This window comes from Pseudomonas sp. LBUM1676, from assembly GCF_059695605.1.
Genome location: NZ_CP166777.1, coordinates 512,903 through 527,729 on the forward strand (window position 1 = coordinate 512,903; position 14,827 = coordinate 527,729).

Consider the following 14,827-nt stretch of genomic DNA (forward strand, 5'->3'; position numbering starts at 1 on the left):
GCCTGGAATGATTCAAAGCAAGGCCCGCCGTGATGCGGGCTTTGTTGTTTCTGCAGTCTGGAGTTTTCTGGCGCCTGTCCTGGCCCCTTCGCGAGCAGGCTCGCTCCCACAGGAGATCTCGGCTACCCACAAATCCACTGTGGGAGCGAGCCTGCTCGCGAAGAGGCCGGGACAGGCAACAAAAAGCCCGCAGACAATCACTTGTCTGCGGGCTTCTTTACAGCTGGGCCAGGGTTTACGCCCGGCGCTCATGCATCCGTGCCAGTTGCCGTTCAAGCATCGACGGATAAGGCTCCATCAGCCGCTCTACGCAACAAGCACCCTCAGGGCTGGCGATCGGCCGGATCCGCGCACGCTGACGGATCAGCGCGTCGTCACTGATCTTGCGCTCCACCAGCAACAGGTTGCGGCTGTGTTGCGACAGGGCCAGGGCATCCTGGGCCGTTTCGGTCAGCAGCAAATCAATCTGGCTCAGGCCGAACAGTTCGTCGCCCAACGTCAGGCCCAGCTGCAATTGCAGGGTGATGCCGCTGTCGGCGACTTCGATCTGCAGCTGATGGCCCAGGGCTCGCAGCAACTCACCGCAGCAGATGGCGTTGGTCAGGTAATCGTCGCCGCTGTCTTCGCTGTGGAACAGCATTAGCGTGCTGCCGTCGTTCAGGGTATGCAGTTCACTCTGGTAGAGCGAAGCGGCCTGATCGAGGCAATCGCGGTAGCGTTTGAGCAGTTCTTCCAGGCGCGCCCGGGGCAGACGGCGCAGTTGATCCTGGGCGCCCAGTTGCACGGCGAGCACGGCACTGTGTTGCGGCCCGTTCGATGGCTTTGGTTTTACCAGCGCTTTCGGCGCACTCTGCGCAGAGACATCGCGCAGGTCGGCAAACGGGTCTTCGTCGTCATCGTCATCCTCGACGGTGCTGACAATGCGCCGCGGTGCAGGTTTCAAGGCGGCTACCGGTCGACTTTCGTCAAAGCTGGGGTCGCGCAGGTTGCGCACTTCAAAGGCCGGATCGGCCTCTTCGTCGTAATCGGCATCGTCGAGCTCAGGCTCCGGCTCCGGCTCAGGTTCAACCGGTTCCGGTGCGAAGTCCGCGTGCAGCTGGCGAGCCAGGTCGCCGATCTCGTCCTGACGATCGGTGCCCGGCGTGTATTCGTCGATATTGCGCAACCACACGCGCAATTGCATCAGCGGTGTAGAGAGGTTGCGCCCCAGGCGCAGGCTCAAGGCCAACGACAACGCCAGCAGGATGGCACTGAGAATGCCCATGCTTTGCAGGCTGATGGTCATCGGCTGCTGGAATTGATCCATGTCCAGGCTGATGCGCAGTTGCCCGGCGGTCACGTCCTGAAAGGTGATCTTGCTCTGGTACATGCCCTCGGCTTCGCCCAGCAGACTGTGCTTTGGGCGCTGACCGGCTTCGGCGAGGATGCGGTTATCCACGCTGTAGATGGCGGCGTGGGCCACCAGCTTGTTTTTGGTCAGGTTGTTGAGCAGCACGTTAAGGCTGAGGATGTCGTTGGACACCAACAGCTCCGTGGCCGAGGTGGCGGTCTGGGTGGTCAGGCTTTCGCCCAGGGCATCCGCCTGCTCATGCATGGCCTGCTTGAACTGCAAACCCATCACGCAGGCATAAATCACCAGGGCCAGAGCGACCAGGATCACGTTATGGCTGGCAATGCGCAATGCAATCGGTACACGGCGGTGGCGCAGTGCACGGAAGATCAGCAGAAAGAAGTTATCGGTTTTTACTGGCGTGGGCCGGTTCACTTGAGCTCGGCTCTTTGTCCGTGAAGTTGACGCGCAGTATAGCGACAGGCCCTGGACCGGCAAAGCGCTGACGGTGCCCGATGGTCACTGAATGTGGGTAGAATGCGGTTTTTTTCCACCTGCGGGGGTGCGCCTTGCGCGAAATCGTCCTGATAAACATCACGGGAGTCGACCGTCCGGGTCTGACTGCGGCCATTACCGGCGTTCTGGCCCAGGGTGGTGTGAACATTCTCGACATCGGTCAGGCGGTAATCCACGACACCCTGTCGTTCGGCATCCTGGTTGAAATTCCTGATACCGAACAAGGCAAGTCGGTGCTCAAGGACATCCTGTTCAAGGGCTATGAACTTGATCAACAGGTGCGTTTCACGCCGGTGTCGGAAGAGGATTATCAGCAGTGGGTCGGCAACCAGGGCAAAAAACGCCACATCGTGACCCTGCTGACTCGCAAAGTGACCGCCGGGCAATTGCAGGCCGTGAGCTCGATCACCGCCAAATATGGCCTGAACATCGACCACATCGATCGCCTGTCCGGGCGCATGCCTTTGGATACTCCGGCCGATAAAGGCAAGGGTTGCATCGAGTTCTCCGTGCGTGGCGAAGCGGCTGATCCGCAGGCACTGCGGGCCGAATTCCTCAGCGTCGCCCAGGAGCTGAACGTCGACATCGCCTTCCAGGAAGATTCACTGTTCCGCCGCAACCGTCGCCTGGCGGTGTTCGACATGGACTCGACGCTGATCGAAGCCGAAGTCATCGACGAACTGGCCAAGGCTGCCGGCGTGGGCGACCAGGTGTCGGCCATCACCGAGCGGGCGATGGCCGGCGAGCTGGATTTCCGCGCCAGTTTCAAAGAACGCCTGGCCTTGCTGCAAGGCCTGGACGTTAGCGTGCTGGATTCGATCGGCGCCTCCCTGCGCCTGACCGAAGGCGCCGAAACCCTGTTCGCCGAACTCAAGCGCCTGGGCTACAAGACGGCCATTCTGTCAGGCGGTTTCACCTACTTCGCCAAGCAATTGCAGGTCAAGTTGGGGATCGACTATGTGTTTGCCAACGAACTGGAAGTGGTCGATGGCAAGGTCACCGGGGTGGCGGTTGAGCCGATCGTCGATGCGCAGCGCAAGGCGGATCTGCTGAAGGAGCTGGCCGAGAAGGAAGGTTTGCGCCTGGAGCAGACTATCGCGGTCGGTGACGGCGCCAATGATTTGCCGATGCTGGCGATTGCCGGGCTGGGCGTGGCGTTCCGGGCCAAGCCGCTGGTGAAGCAGTCGGCGAAGCAGGCGATTTCCACCCTTGGGCTGGATGGTGTGCTGTATCTGCTGGGTTTCCGGGATCGTGACGGGCAGCTCTGAGTCTTGTATTGACTGATTGGGCCTCTTCGCAAGCAAGCTCGCTCCCACATTGATCGTGTTACAGACATAGATCAAATGTGGGAGCGAGCCTGCTCGCGAATGGCTACACCGCGGTGTTACAGATTCGCCCTCAAAGCGTCCTCCACAACGAATCAAACTCCTCCTCGATACCCACGACGCCGCTCACCGCGGCGTCTTCATTTTTGACCGCCTCAAGCGAATGATAGGCAAACTGATTGAAGCTGCTGGTGCTCACCAGCCGTCGATCCAGTCCGGCCCGACGTTCCTCGCCGTGGGTGTTGATCACCACCGTATGCCCTTCCTGGAAGGGCAGGCGCGGCGCGAGCAACGTCGGTGGCAGGTCTATCGCGCTGATGGCCGGCAACAGCAGGCCGCGCAGGTACTGGCTATGATCCTCGCCGGTACGCAGCAATTGCAGCCCGCAAGGCTCTGCGCAAGGCGCGACCTGCTCGATCCCCATTTGCGTACCACCGCCACGCACCTGACGGATCCAGCGCACCACCGCGACGCTCCAACCCTGACCTGTGGAGTCCTCGATGCCAACCATTTCGCCCGCCTGCAGCTCGGCCGGCACTGCGTTTGGCCAGGCCAGGCAATAACCGCCCGGACTGTGGTTGATCACCGGCAAGGCATAAGTCGGGAAGCGTCGACTGCGATCGGAGGGCTCGTGGCTGTCGTCGTTCTGCAGCTGCGGGTATTCGATTTCTTCGTAGGGCAGCAGATCGCCCGCATTGCCATGGGACACCGCATCAATGGCAGGGCTCCACAGGTCTTTGACTCGACCGGCAGGCGATATTGCCGAGAACTGCGCCAGCCGCGAGCCCGAATGTTTCAGCAGTTCGCTGAAAGAGCGTTGCCCGCCCAGATAGAAGTGCAGCGCGCTCATGCCGACGCACAAGGTCAAGGTGCCTTGGCCGACCGTGCGCTGGAAGCCGCGCTCGGCGGTCTGGCCCCAGGCCGCATGCAGGTGTTGCAGCGTATCGAGGCTCAACCCGGCAGGTACTGGCAGGGGAGACGAGCTGTCGGTTCTCTGCAATTGCGCTTCGATGGCAGCGACCAGAGGCTGCGGATCAATCACTAGCAGGCTCTCTTGCTGCTCGGGGCGAAACCTGGAGCGATAACGAGGCCCGGTGTCGATGTCCGACGCGATGGCAAACAGTCCATCGCAGGCTTTGCCGGGTTGCAGCTTGAGCCATTTACTCCAAGGCTCCAGCACCTCGGCGACTCGGGCGATCTGGTTCTGGCGCAGTTGATTGCAGCGGGAGGCGCCCAGCAGCAACGCGACTGTATACGTTTGCTCGATGCTCAGGGTTTGCATCTGGCTGGCCAGTTCGTCACGCAGGCTCAGGTGCTGCAGCTGATGCAAGCAGGCGATCCGGTACAGCTGATGCAGCTCCAGCCACAGCCCTTCCGGTACCGGGCAATAAAGCTGGGTGGCGCGAATCAGCGGACCATTCAGGCAATGAATCGCCCGTTGCAATGCCTGGGTCAGCAGCGGCGCACGGTCCTTGCTGAAGCGCGGCGAGATGCGCACGACAATCTGTTTATAGCCGATTGCCAGGTGGTTTTGCAGCGCCTGGCAGAGATTGGCGATCTTGCGCGAACGCTCGTCAAGGACAATCGACTGGTGCAGGAAATGCCGCTCCAGGTGTTTGCACACGTAATACACCTCGGGCCTCAGCAGCTCGAGCAGTTGCAGGCGGTTATCGCTGGGTGTCAGGAGCTGATTGAGTTCACTCAAGCCTTGATAGAGCAGGCGAGCGGTTTCGCCGATGTTGGCTTTAGGCAGATTGGCAATCCAGCGCTTGAGGTCGCGCGGGGTGGCTTCACAGATCGTCAGGCGCAACTGCTTGGGGATCGGCGCGCGCAGCAACAGGTGGGGACTGGTTTCATTCATGCCGTGGACAAACTCCAACCGGGAAAATGGGCAGTGAACGACATGACTGTAGCAGCAATAGCCTACAGGGGAATGTTGGCCGGTTGGGGATTACCGTTTGTCTGTCAGTCTGGTGACCTGCGGGTGTACTACTAATCTGACAGTCGTGCGACTGGATACGCACGGTCGTACGGCCTGCTGCAGACGCAGGGCAGGTCTCTTCGTAACTTCAAGGAGATGAGGTTCATGTCTAAATACGTAGTGGCAAATCAATGGGGCGGTAGTTCGGCACCCTGGCATCCAGGTGGAGACTGGGTACTGGGCGCGCGGGACAACCAGAAGGTTGTCGCGATCGACATCAAGTCGGGCGATGGCGGCAAGAGCTTCACCGGCACCATGACTTACGCCGGCGAAGGTCCCATTGGCTTCAAGGCTCAACGCACGGGCCAGAACCAGTACAACGTTGAAAATCAGTGGGGCGGTAACGATGCCCCCTGGCATCCGGGTGGCAAATGGGTCATCGGAGGCCGCGATAATCAGAACGTTGTCGCGTTGAGCGTGACCTCCAATGATGGAGGGAAAAACCTCAGTGGCACCAATACCTACGCCAATGAAGGGCCGATCGGCTTTCGTGGTCAGATAGAGTAGCGGCGCCGCCGACATGTCCGGCCCCGCGAAGACGTTCGCGGGGCTCGGATCAGCATCAGGCTTTTGGCAGGCCCATGCCCTGGCCCATCTGCACCGGTGAGCCGGCCGCCAGTTCTTCTGCCCACTTCACCTGGTCCGGCCCGAATAGTACGACGGCCGTCGAACCCAGCTTGAAGCGACCCAGCTCCGCACCTTTTTCCAGATGGATCGGCGCACGGGCAGCTTCGTCGTAGCGGAAGGTTTTCAGCTCGCGCTTCGGTGGCGTGACCAGGCCGGCCCAGACAGTTTCGATCGATGCCACGATCATGGCGCCCACCAGCACTACGGCCATCGGCCCGCGCTCAGTGTCGAAAATGCACGCCACGCGCTCGTTGCGGGCGAACAGTTCCGGCACGTTTTCAGCGGTGGTCTGGTTGACGGAGAAAATCCGCCCCGGAATGTAGACCATCTCGCGCAGCGTGCCGGCCAATGGCATGTGCACGCGGTGATAATCTTTCGGCGACAGGTAAATGGTGGCGAAATCGCCGCCCATGAAGGGGGCGGCATTGGCCGCGTCACCACCGAGCAACTCCAGCACGCTGAAGCTGTGGCCCTTGGCCTGGAACACACGGCCGTGTTCGATCGGGCCGAGTTGGCTGACGGCACCGTCGGCGGGGCTGAGGATGGCGCCCGGCGTCTGGTCCAGCGGGCGGGCACCCTCTTTCAAGGCGCGCGTAAAGAACGCATTGAAGTGCTCGTAGGCGGTGAGGTCTTCGACCAGTGCCTGGGACATGTCCACTTGATAGCGTTTGGCGAACCACGCCGTAAAGGCGTTTTTGAACCAGCGCACACGGCATTCGGCAATGCAGCCGGCCAGTCGCGAGAGCAAGTGGTGGGGCAGCAGGTATTGGCTGAGGATAAACAAACGCTTATTCATTAACTGTCCTTAAAAACCTTAATTCTCTACGGGAGTATCGGGATGGTTGCCCCATTCGCCCCATGAGCCGGCGTAGCCTTTGACCCGCGGATAACCGAGGGATTTGGCCACCAGGTAGGTGAAGCCAGAGCGATGGTGAGTCTGGCAATGGGTAATCACTTCTTTGTCTTTGCTGATCCCGAGTTGCTCCAGGATCTGCGGCATGTCCGTGCGAATGCGCAGGTTGCGTGCCGGATCCATGCCCGCGGTCCATTCGAAATTGACCGCGCCGGGGATGTGCCCTGCCTTGGCCGCCAATACTTTCTCGCCGGAGTACTCCAGCGGGCCGCGGGCGTCCCAGATCGCCAGGTCAGCGGCACCGAGACGGCTTTGCAGGTACTCGCGGGTCGCGATGGGTTCGTCGCGCAAGGTCAGTGGGACCGGACCGCCGACCGCGGCCGGGACCTGGATCGACATGGGCATGCCTTCCGCCAGCCAGGCCTGCAGGCCGCCGTCGAGATAGTGGTAGTTGCCATGGCCGATGACATCCAGCAGCCAGATAAAGCGCCCGGCCCAGCCGCCGCCTTCGTCGTCATAGACCACGTAGACCGCATTGGGGTTGTGTCCCAGTTCGCCGAACAATGCTTCAAGCGCCGCGTGAGTCGGCAGCAAGCCTGGCGCCGGCGCCTGGCCTAGTTGCGTGCGCTTGGGGTCGACAAAGCGTGCGCCGGGAATATGCCCTTCGGTATAGCGGGCGCTGCTGGTCAGGTCCACCAGGATCAGTTCGCGGGACTCGAGACGGGCGAGCAGGTCGCTCGGCTCGATCACCAGGGTCAAGCCAGAGAAGTCAGACATGTGAGGTCTCCAGAGCACAAAGGGGTGGATTGTAGCGCAGCCTTCATTGGCCGCGGTGGCTAAAGCTGTGCAGGGCTTTTTCGATGCATTGCGCGGTTTTGCCGAAGGCTTGCACGCTGATTTCCGAGAACGGCCCGCCGCCCTGATCCGCCACCACAATCATGATCACCCGGCCGTTGTTGACCAGTGAGCGCAGTAGCAGGTGTTCGCCGCCGAACTGTGAGCGCAGGCTGGCGGGCAGGAGGGCCGAGAATTGCGCATTGTTGGCCGGGCTCAAGCGCACCTGCGCCTGTTGCGAGAGCAGGCGTTGCAGCACGGTGCTTTGGCTGACCGGAAAATTCAGGCCGGCGGCCTCCTTTGGCAGGCCGAAGGCCTGGTGCACCCGCAGAGTGGAGTGAGTGCGGTCGGCCATCAGAATCATCACCCGTCGCATGCCGCACGTGGCCAGCGCGTCTCGGGCGGCGGTGGTCAAGTGCATGGCATTGTTGAAGCGACTCGGCTCCATGAGCAATTCGGCGCATTGCCTGCGCCAGGTCACCAGGTCTTCGGCGGTCGGCGCCGGAGTAGGGGGCGGCGGCACACTCGCGTGAGCTCGCTTCATGCCAGGTGGCCAGATCAGTGCAACGGCGGGGTGCCACAGGCCTGGCATGGCGTGATGACGGGCGCTGTTGGCCGCCTGTTGGTGCAACTGCTGCTGCACTTCGTCCATCGGCAGGTGCAGGTAAAGGCTGGTCAGGTAGTGCCAGCGCTCAGCGTGCGGACTGTCCCAGGCCTGTTGCGCCGACAGTGCCAGGCCGTTGGCCAGCAACACTGTGTTGGCCGGTTGATTGAGCCAGCGGCGCAGGGTCGGATCGTCATCGAGGCGATTCTGCTGGCGCAACGGATGCTCACTGTCGCGAGCGATGCGCAGGACCTTGACCAGTTCCCGTTGTTCGTTGAGCAATAGCCGATAACCCTGCTGCACCCAGATCGGCAGGTGCCAGAGGTTCACCAGGGCCTGACAGATTTCCAGCAGGGATACGCCGAACAACTGCTTTTCGACTTTACGTGCCGATTCGCCTTTGTGGATAACTCGCCGCTCCCACTCTTCAAGCAAGTGCGGATGGGTCAACGCCATCGGCCACAACGGAGCGAGAAACAGCAAGCTGCCCCAATGGATGTCCTGCCACAGTCGCGCCAGGCGACTGGCGAAAAAACCGTTGGCCTGTAGGGTCGCGTGCTGGCTGATCATCTGCAGCTGGCGCAGGGCGACCGGGATCTTTGACAGCGGCTCGGCGGGCAAGCGGTCCAGCAGTTCTTCAGTGCGCTTGAGCCCGAGGCGATTGATCGCTACTTCAAGGTTTTCAGCGGGTGTGGCCATGCTGCCAAGGGCATGCCGGTTGGCTTCGCGAATCACGCTCAAGGCCAGGGCGGGGCTGTCCTGCATCAACTCGGCGATATCGCGCAACGAACTGCGGCGGTCGCGGATGGCCTTGCAGACCCGATCATGACTGGCTTGCGCAACGGGCAGGCGCACGTCATCGAGCAGCTTGACCCAGCTGTCGAGTGTGCTCGGTTCTGGCGTTGGAACGTTCGTTTCGTTAGCCATGAATGGACGCGATCATCGTCTGCATTACCTATGCCCGGAGCGGGCCAAATTGGCTTTTCGCCTGAACGGGCTATAGTCTGGCGCAGTTTTGCCGATAAGGAGAAGAAGAGATTTTTCAACTTCCGAATATGACCTTGAACCCGACTCAGTAAGTGCTCCCCAACCTATGGCTAAAATAATCGGCATCATCGTCGTATTCGCGAGCGTGCTCGGCGGATACGTGCTCTCCCACGGCAAAATTGCCGCCTTGATCCAGCCCTTTGAGGTGATGATTATCGGGGGGGCGGCCCTCGGTGCCTTCCTGCAGGCCAACCCCGCTTACATGACGATGCACGTGTTCAAGAAGTCCTTGAGCATGTTCAGCTCGCGCTTCACCCACACCTTCTACCTGGAGGTGCTGGGCCTGATCTACGAGATCCTCAACAAGAGCCGCCGCGAAGGCATGATGGCCATCGAAGGCGACATCGAAGATGCCGCTGCGAGCCCGATCTTCGCCAAGTACCCGGCGGTCCTGAAAGATGAACGCATGACGGCGTACATCTGTGATTACCTGCGCATCATGTCTTCCGGCAACATGGCACCCCATGAGCTGGAAGGCCTGTTCGATATGGAGTTGTACAGCCTCAAGGAAGATCTGGATCACCCCTCCCATGCAGTGAACGGCATCGCCGACGCCATGCCCGGCTTCGGTATCGTCGCGGCGGTATTGGGTATCGTGGTGACCATGGCGTCCCTGGGTGATGGCGATCAGCAATCCATCGGCCTGCACGTCGGTGCGGCGCTGGTCGGTACCTTCTTCGGTATTCTTGCCGCCTACGGTTTCTTCGGCCCGCTGGCCCACTCCCTGGCCCACGATGCCAAGGAAGAACTGAACGTCTACGAAGCCATCAAGGCCTCGCTGGTCGCCTCCGCTTCCGGCATGCCGCCATCGCTGGCGGTAGAGTTCGGCCGCAAGGTGCTGTACCCGGTGCACCGTCCCAGCTTCGCTGAGCTGGAACAAGCGGTTCGCGGTCGTTGAGTCATGGAAAATAACCAGCCGATAATCATCAAGCGCGTCAAGCGCATCGCCGGCGGGCATCACGGGGGCGCCTGGAAAATCGCCTTCGCCGACTTCGCGACGGCGATGATGGCGTTCTTCCTGGTGCTGTGGTTGCTGTCCAATGCGACGCCTGAGCAGAAGATCGCCATCGCCGGTTACTTCAAGGACCCGATCGGTTTTACCGAAAGCGGCACGCCCTACATCATCGACCTGGGTGGCTCACCGGCCCTGGCACCGGAGCAAACGCTCAATCCCGAGGAGAAATCCCAGCCTCAGCCGGACAAGATAACCGTTAATACCGAGCAGGCCGAAGGCGTGGCCGAGCAGGTCGAGCGGGAGCGACTGGAGCTGCTGCTGCAAGAGTTGCAGAACAAGGTTAATGAAAATCCTCAGTTGCAGAAATTCAAGGACCAGATCCTGTTCGAGATCACCCCCAACGGTTTGCGTATCCAGATCAGGGACGCGGAAAACCGGCCAATGTTTGACTCCGGCAGTGCTCGTCTGCAACCGTATTTCGAAGACATTTTGCTGGCCATGGCCGACACCATCAAGGCGGTGCCGAACAAGATCAGCATCAGCGGCCACACCGATGCCAAGCCCTATACCGGCGCCGGCGATTTCGGCAACTGGGAGCTCTCGGCCAACCGCGCGAACGCTGCCCGCCGTGCGTTGGTGGCCGGTAGTTACCCGGAGTCGCAAGTGGCGAGAGTCGTCGGCTATGCCTCCTCGGTACTGTTTGATCGGGATAACCCGTTCAACCCGGTCAATCGCCGTATCGACATCGTTGTGCTGACAAAGAAGGCCCAGGCCGCCATCGAAGGCGCACAAAGTGCCGATCCGGCGCCCATGCCGGGGCAGGGGGCTCCAGGCGAAGCGCCAGCCATACCGGCCGATCCGGATGCTTTGCCGGCGGATAAGCAACCGGTGCCGGCGCATGAGCTGCGCGAGCGTTTGAATCTGTTTGACGATGCGGCGCCGAAGCCGGGTGAGCCGCCCAAACCGTGACTCACAAAAAAAGCCGCGAGATGATCGCGGCTTTTTTTATGGGCTTTGCTGATCATTTTCGTGGCATCACGAAAATGATTGAGGCTACTTAATAGCTGCTATCCGACAAGCTGGCGATGATCGAGCGATAGCTGTTCATCCGCTGCTGCTGCACGCGGCCTTCTTCCAGCGCCTTGAGCAGGGCGCAACCCGGTTCGCGGTCGTGCTTGCAGTCACGGAAGCGGCAGGTGCCGATCAAGTCGTTGAACTCGATGAAGCCGGCTTCGACGTCGGCCCGGCTGACGTGACCCAGGCCGAATTCGCGGATACCCGGGGAGTCGATCAACTCGCCGCCACCAGGGAAGTGGAACAAGCGCGCGGTGGTTGTGGTGTGGGTGCCCTGGCCGGAAAGCTCGGACAGCGGGCCGACGCGGGTTTCGACTTCCGGCAACAGGCTGTTGACCAGCGACGACTTGCCGACACCGGACTGGCCGACGAACACGCTGATGCGCCCGTCCAGTTGCTCCTGCAGTTGCTCCATGCCGTTGCCGTGGTGCGCCGACACTTCCAGCACCGGATAGCCCAGCGTGCGGTATACCGACAGCAAGGCATTCAGCGCCGGGGCGTTCTGCTCGTCGATCAGGTCGAATTTGTTGAGCAGCAGCAAGGGACGAATGCCGGCATGCTCAGCGGCGACCAGGTAGCGATCGATCAGGTTGGCGTGGGGCTCTGGCAGCGGAGCGAAGACAATGACGATCATGTCGACGTTGGCTGCGACGGGTTTGAGCTGGCCACGGCTGTCCGGGCGGCAGAGTTCGGTTTTGCGCGGCAGTTGCGCCACGATCACCCCGATACCCTGGTTGCCGGCACGCCAGACCACCTGATCACCGGTCACCAGCGCCGGGAGGTTGGCGCGCAAGTGGCAGCGGAACACCTGGCCGGCCAATTCGCCATCGAGCGCTTCGACTTCGACCTGCACACCAAAGTGCGCGATCACCAGGCCGGTCTGTTCCGGACCCAGGTCGCCACCTTCAAGTGCCTCGACAGCCGAGGACTCGCGTTTGGCGGCGCGGGCTGCGCGTTCGCCCTGAATCTTTTCGATGCGCCAGTTTTGACGACGATTGAGTTGGCGTTTGGCCATGGGTGTTCCGTATCAAGAATGCAGCGATTAGGTAAAACGGCCGCGAGTTTAGCACGCCCGGCCGGTCGCCTAGGCTAAACTGCGCAGCATTGCCTAGGAGCCGACACATGCAAAACCCACAGAATCTGATCTGGATCGACCTGGAAATGACCGGTCTGAACCCTGATACCGACGTCATCATCGAGATGGCGACCATTGTCACTGACAGTGATTTGAATACCTTGGCCGAAGGTCCGGTGATCGCCATCCATCACAGCGATGAAATCCTCGCCGGCATGGATGAGTGGAACACCCGTCAACACGGCGGCTCGGGCCTGACCCAGCGGGTTCGCGACAGCCGCATCAGCATGGCCGAAGCCGAAGCCGAGACCATCGCCTTCCTGGAGAAATGGGTGCCGAAAGGCAAGTCGCCGATCTGCGGCAACAGCATCTGCCAGGACCGTCGCTTCCTTTATACCCACATGAAATCCCTGGAAAGCTTCTTCCACTACCGCAACCTCGACGTGTCGACTCTGAAAGAGTTGGCTGCACGCTGGGCGCCGGACGTGCGCGACAGCTTTCAGAAAGGCAGCACGCATCTGGCTCTGGACGATATCCGTGAGTCCATTGCCGAGCTGCAGCATTATCGCAAGAACTTCATCAAGTTCTGATTGGGCATGAGCGGGCTTTTGTGGCGAGGGAGCTTGCTCCCGCTCGGCTGCGCAGCAGTCGCAAACCGGCCGGCCGCGGTATGCCTGACAAAACACGGTGTCTGGTTTTGGGGCCGCTACACGACCCAACGGGGGCAAGCCCCTCGCCACAGGTCTACGTGAATGCTTCGGCGCCCTCTTTTGGTGCTTCAGTGAAGTGAGTAGACTGCGCGCCTTCCTGCAAGGACCGCCACCATGTTGCTGATGCTCTACCTGATCGCCATTACCGCCGAAGCCATGACCGGTGCCTTGTCTGCCGGCCGTCGCGGCATGGATTGGTTTGGCGTGGTGCTGATCGCGTGCGTCACTGCCCTGGGTGGCGGATCGGTGCGTGACGTGTTGCTCGGCCACTACCCGCTGACCTGGGTCAAGCATCCGGAGTACCTGGTGTTGACCTCGATCGCAGCGATGTTCACCATCTTTGCCGCACGCTGGATGCGTCACCTGCGCTCGTTGTTTCTGGTACTCGACGCCGTAGGGCTGGTGGCCTTTACCCTGATCGGCTGCATGACCGCGCTGGAAATGGGCCATGGAATGTTGGTGGCTTCGGTCAGTGGAGTGATCACCGGAGTGTTTGGCGGCATCCTGCGGGACATCTTCTGTAACGACATCCCGCTGATCTTCCGCCGTGAACTCTACGCCAGCGTCTCGTTTGCTGCAGCCTGGTGCTACATGCTCTGCATCTATCTGGAACTCCCCGGCGAACAGGCGATTCTGATCACGCTGTTCGGCGGCTTCCTGCTGCGTTTGCTGGCGATCCGGTTCCACTGGGAAATGCCAAAGTTCGTCTACAACGACGAAGCCTGAACGCGGGCCCTGTAGGAGCGAGCTTGCTCGCGATGAGCCTGAGAACGCCGCGGGGTGTCAGGCTTTCAGCGTTATCGTTGACGACCATCGCGAGCAAGCTTGCTCCTACAGGAGGCCGTGTTGTTTGAGGGCCCATTCCACGTGTTCGCGCACCAGTTCCGAAGGGTATTCCCGTCGCGCCTTCAAGGCTTCCAGCACCGGAATGCTCGACGGCGCGTTGCCCAGGCCCACCGCGAGATTGCGCAGCCAGCGCTCGTAGCCGGCACGGCGTAGCGGCGAACCTTCGGTGCTGCTCAGGAATTTGTCTTCGTCCCACATGAACAATTCCGCCAGTTCGGCGTTGTCCAGGTTATGCCGCGGCTTGAAGTCGCTTTCCCCGGACGGACGGGCAAAGCGGTTCCACGGACAAACGATCTGGCAGTCATCGCAACCGAATACCCGATTACCGATCAGTGGTCGTAAACCCTCCGGGATTGCGCTTTTCAGTTCGATGGTCAGGTAGGAGATGCAGCGCCGGGCATCGAGCACATAAGGGCCGACGAAAGCGTTGGTCGGACAAATGTCCAGGCACGCAGTGCAGCGGCCGCAGTGTTCGGTGGCGTGGGGCGGGTCCACGGGCAGCGGCAGGTCGACAAACAGTTCGCTGAGGAAGAAGTAGCTGCCGGCCTTGCGGTTCAACACCAGGGTGTTTTTGCCGATCCAGCCCAGACCGGCTTTTTCGGCAATGGCCTTTTCCAGCACTGGGGCACTGTCGACGAACGCGCGGTAACCAAACGGACCGATAACCGCTTGAATCTTTTCTGCCAGTTGTTGCACGCGTTTACGGATCAATTTGTGGTAATCGCGGCCTAAGGCATAGCGCGAGACGTAGGCCTTTTCCGGTTGGGCCAGGCGTTTGGCCATTTCAGTGTCGCCCGGGAGGTAGTCCATGCGCAGGGAAACCACCCTTAACGTGCCCGGCACCAGTTCCTCCGGGTGCGAGCGTTTGCTGCCGTGGGCGCCCATGTACTCCATTTCGCCGTGGTAGCCGGCTTCGAGCCAGCGCTCGAGGTGCTGTTCATGCTCGGCCAGGTCCAGGCCGCTGATGCCGACTTGCTGGAAGCCCAGCTCGCGGCCCCAATCCTTGATGGATTGGGCGAGGGCGGGGAGGTCTGTAGTAATAGCAGGCAT

The 14,827-nt window shown here is 60.9% G+C and carries 13 protein-coding genes; 6 read left to right on the forward strand and 7 right to left on the reverse strand.

Annotation, left to right across the window (positions count from 1 at the left end; all coding sequences use genetic code 11):
• Window positions 1-235 precede the first annotated feature (235 nt).
• Window positions 236-1,765 (reverse strand): AhpA/YtjB family protein, encoded by a 1,530-nt coding sequence (locus ACA041_RS02335; protein WP_497439710.1) that lies wholly within the window; start codon window positions 1,763-1,765, stop codon window positions 236-238.
• A gap of 134 nt (window positions 1,766-1,899) precedes the next feature.
• On the opposite strand from ACA041_RS02335, the gene serB reads away from it, so the two are divergent.
• Window positions 1,900-3,114, forward strand: a complete 1,215-nt coding sequence (gene serB, locus ACA041_RS02340; protein WP_497439711.1) for a phosphoserine phosphatase SerB — start codon at window positions 1,900-1,902, stop codon at window positions 3,112-3,114.
• Between the two features lie 130 nt (window positions 3,115-3,244).
• Here the strand turns inward: serB and ACA041_RS02345 are convergent, their stop codons facing one another.
• Window positions 3,245-5,032, reverse strand: coding sequence for a cyclic-di-GMP receptor FimW-related protein (locus ACA041_RS02345; RefSeq protein WP_497439712.1), 1,788 nt, complete (start codon window positions 5,030-5,032; stop codon window positions 3,245-3,247).
• Between the two features lie 225 nt (window positions 5,033-5,257).
• Between ACA041_RS02345 and ACA041_RS02350 the strand changes: the two genes are divergently transcribed.
• Window positions 5,258-5,659: a lectin OAA family protein gene (locus tag ACA041_RS02350; RefSeq protein WP_497439713.1), complete on the forward strand. Its 402-nt coding sequence runs from the start codon at window positions 5,258-5,260 to the stop codon at window positions 5,657-5,659.
• A gap of 55 nt (window positions 5,660-5,714) precedes the next feature.
• On the opposite strand, the gene asd is transcribed toward ACA041_RS02350, so the two are convergent.
• From asd to ACA041_RS02365, 3 genes are read right to left on the reverse strand one after another with little or no spacing between them, the layout of a single operon-like run.
• Complete coding sequence (asd, locus tag ACA041_RS02355; RefSeq protein WP_497439714.1) at window positions 5,715-6,575, reverse strand: archaetidylserine decarboxylase; 861 nt, start codon at window positions 6,573-6,575, stop codon at window positions 5,715-5,717.
• Between the two features lie 18 nt (window positions 6,576-6,593).
• Complete coding sequence (gene rhdA, locus ACA041_RS02360) at window positions 6,594-7,409, reverse strand: thiosulfate sulfurtransferase (protein ID WP_497439715.1); 816 nt, start codon at window positions 7,407-7,409, stop codon at window positions 6,594-6,596.
• Between the two features lie 43 nt (window positions 7,410-7,452).
• Window positions 7,453-8,997: an HDOD domain-containing protein gene (locus ACA041_RS02365; protein WP_497439716.1), complete on the reverse strand. Its 1,545-nt coding sequence runs from the start codon at window positions 8,995-8,997 to the stop codon at window positions 7,453-7,455.
• Between the two features lie 166 nt (window positions 8,998-9,163).
• Here ACA041_RS02365 and motA point away from each other — a divergent pair, with 166 nt between their 5' ends.
• Both motA and motB read left to right on the forward strand, forming a co-directional pair.
• Window positions 9,164-10,015 (forward strand): flagellar motor stator protein MotA, encoded by an 852-nt coding sequence (gene motA, locus ACA041_RS02370; protein ID WP_497439717.1) that lies wholly within the window; start codon window positions 9,164-9,166, stop codon window positions 10,013-10,015.
• A gap of 3 nt (window positions 10,016-10,018) precedes the next feature.
• Complete coding sequence (motB, locus tag ACA041_RS02375; RefSeq protein WP_497439718.1) at window positions 10,019-11,041, forward strand: flagellar motor protein MotB; 1,023 nt, start codon at window positions 10,019-10,021, stop codon at window positions 11,039-11,041.
• Window positions 11,042-11,129: 88 nt separating this feature from the next.
• Here the strand turns inward: motB and rsgA are convergent, their stop codons facing one another.
• Window positions 11,130-12,161, reverse strand: coding sequence for a small ribosomal subunit biogenesis GTPase RsgA (gene rsgA, locus ACA041_RS02380; RefSeq protein WP_497439719.1), 1,032 nt, complete (start codon window positions 12,159-12,161; stop codon window positions 11,130-11,132).
• 107 nt (window positions 12,162-12,268) lie between these two features.
• On the opposite strand from rsgA, the gene orn reads away from it, so the two are divergent.
• Both orn and ACA041_RS02390 read left to right on the forward strand, forming a co-directional pair.
• Window positions 12,269-12,811, forward strand: a complete 543-nt coding sequence (orn, locus tag ACA041_RS02385) for an oligoribonuclease (RefSeq protein ID WP_150743909.1) — start codon at window positions 12,269-12,271, stop codon at window positions 12,809-12,811.
• Window positions 12,812-13,045: 234 nt separating this feature from the next.
• On the forward strand, window positions 13,046-13,657 hold the full coding sequence (locus tag ACA041_RS02390) for a trimeric intracellular cation channel family protein (protein ID WP_497439720.1): 612 nt from the start codon (window positions 13,046-13,048) through the stop codon (window positions 13,655-13,657).
• A gap of 105 nt (window positions 13,658-13,762) precedes the next feature.
• Here ACA041_RS02390 and queG read toward each other — a convergent pair whose 3' ends face one another.
• A complete protein-coding gene (gene queG, locus ACA041_RS02395) occupies window positions 13,763-14,827 on the reverse strand; it encodes a tRNA epoxyqueuosine(34) reductase QueG (RefSeq protein WP_497439721.1) in 1,065 nt (354 codons plus the stop codon).

Excerpts from the sequence above, each read along its gene's own strand:
- ACA041_RS02345 (WP_497439712.1), bottom strand. The coding sequence starts at position 5,032 with ATGAATGAAACCAGTCCCCACCTGTTGCTGCGCGCGCCGATCCCCAAG.
- ACA041_RS02350 (WP_497439713.1), top strand. The coding sequence starts at position 5,258 with ATGTCTAAATACGTAGTGGCAAATCAATGGGGCGGTAGTTCGGCACCC.
- asd (WP_497439714.1), bottom strand. The coding sequence starts at position 6,575 with ATGAATAAGCGTTTGTTTATCCTCAGCCAATACCTGCTGCCCCACCAC.
- rhdA (WP_497439715.1), bottom strand. The coding sequence starts at position 7,409 with ATGTCTGACTTCTCTGGCTTGACCCTGGTGATCGAGCCGAGCGACCTG.
- ACA041_RS02365 (WP_497439716.1), bottom strand. The coding sequence starts at position 8,997 with ATGGCTAACGAAACGAACGTTCCAACGCCAGAACCGAGCACACTCGAC.
- motA (WP_497439717.1), top strand. The coding sequence starts at position 9,164 with ATGGCTAAAATAATCGGCATCATCGTCGTATTCGCGAGCGTGCTCGGC.
- motB (WP_497439718.1), top strand. The coding sequence starts at position 10,019 with ATGGAAAATAACCAGCCGATAATCATCAAGCGCGTCAAGCGCATCGCC.
- rsgA (WP_497439719.1), bottom strand. The coding sequence starts at position 12,161 with ATGGCCAAACGCCAACTCAATCGTCGTCAAAACTGGCGCATCGAAAAG.
- orn (WP_150743909.1), top strand. The coding sequence starts at position 12,269 with ATGCAAAACCCACAGAATCTGATCTGGATCGACCTGGAAATGACCGGT.
- ACA041_RS02390 (WP_497439720.1), top strand. The coding sequence starts at position 13,046 with ATGTTGCTGATGCTCTACCTGATCGCCATTACCGCCGAAGCCATGACC.
- queG (WP_497439721.1), bottom strand. The coding sequence starts at position 14,827 with ATGCCTGCTATTACTACAGACCTCCCCGCCCTCGCCCAATCCATCAAG.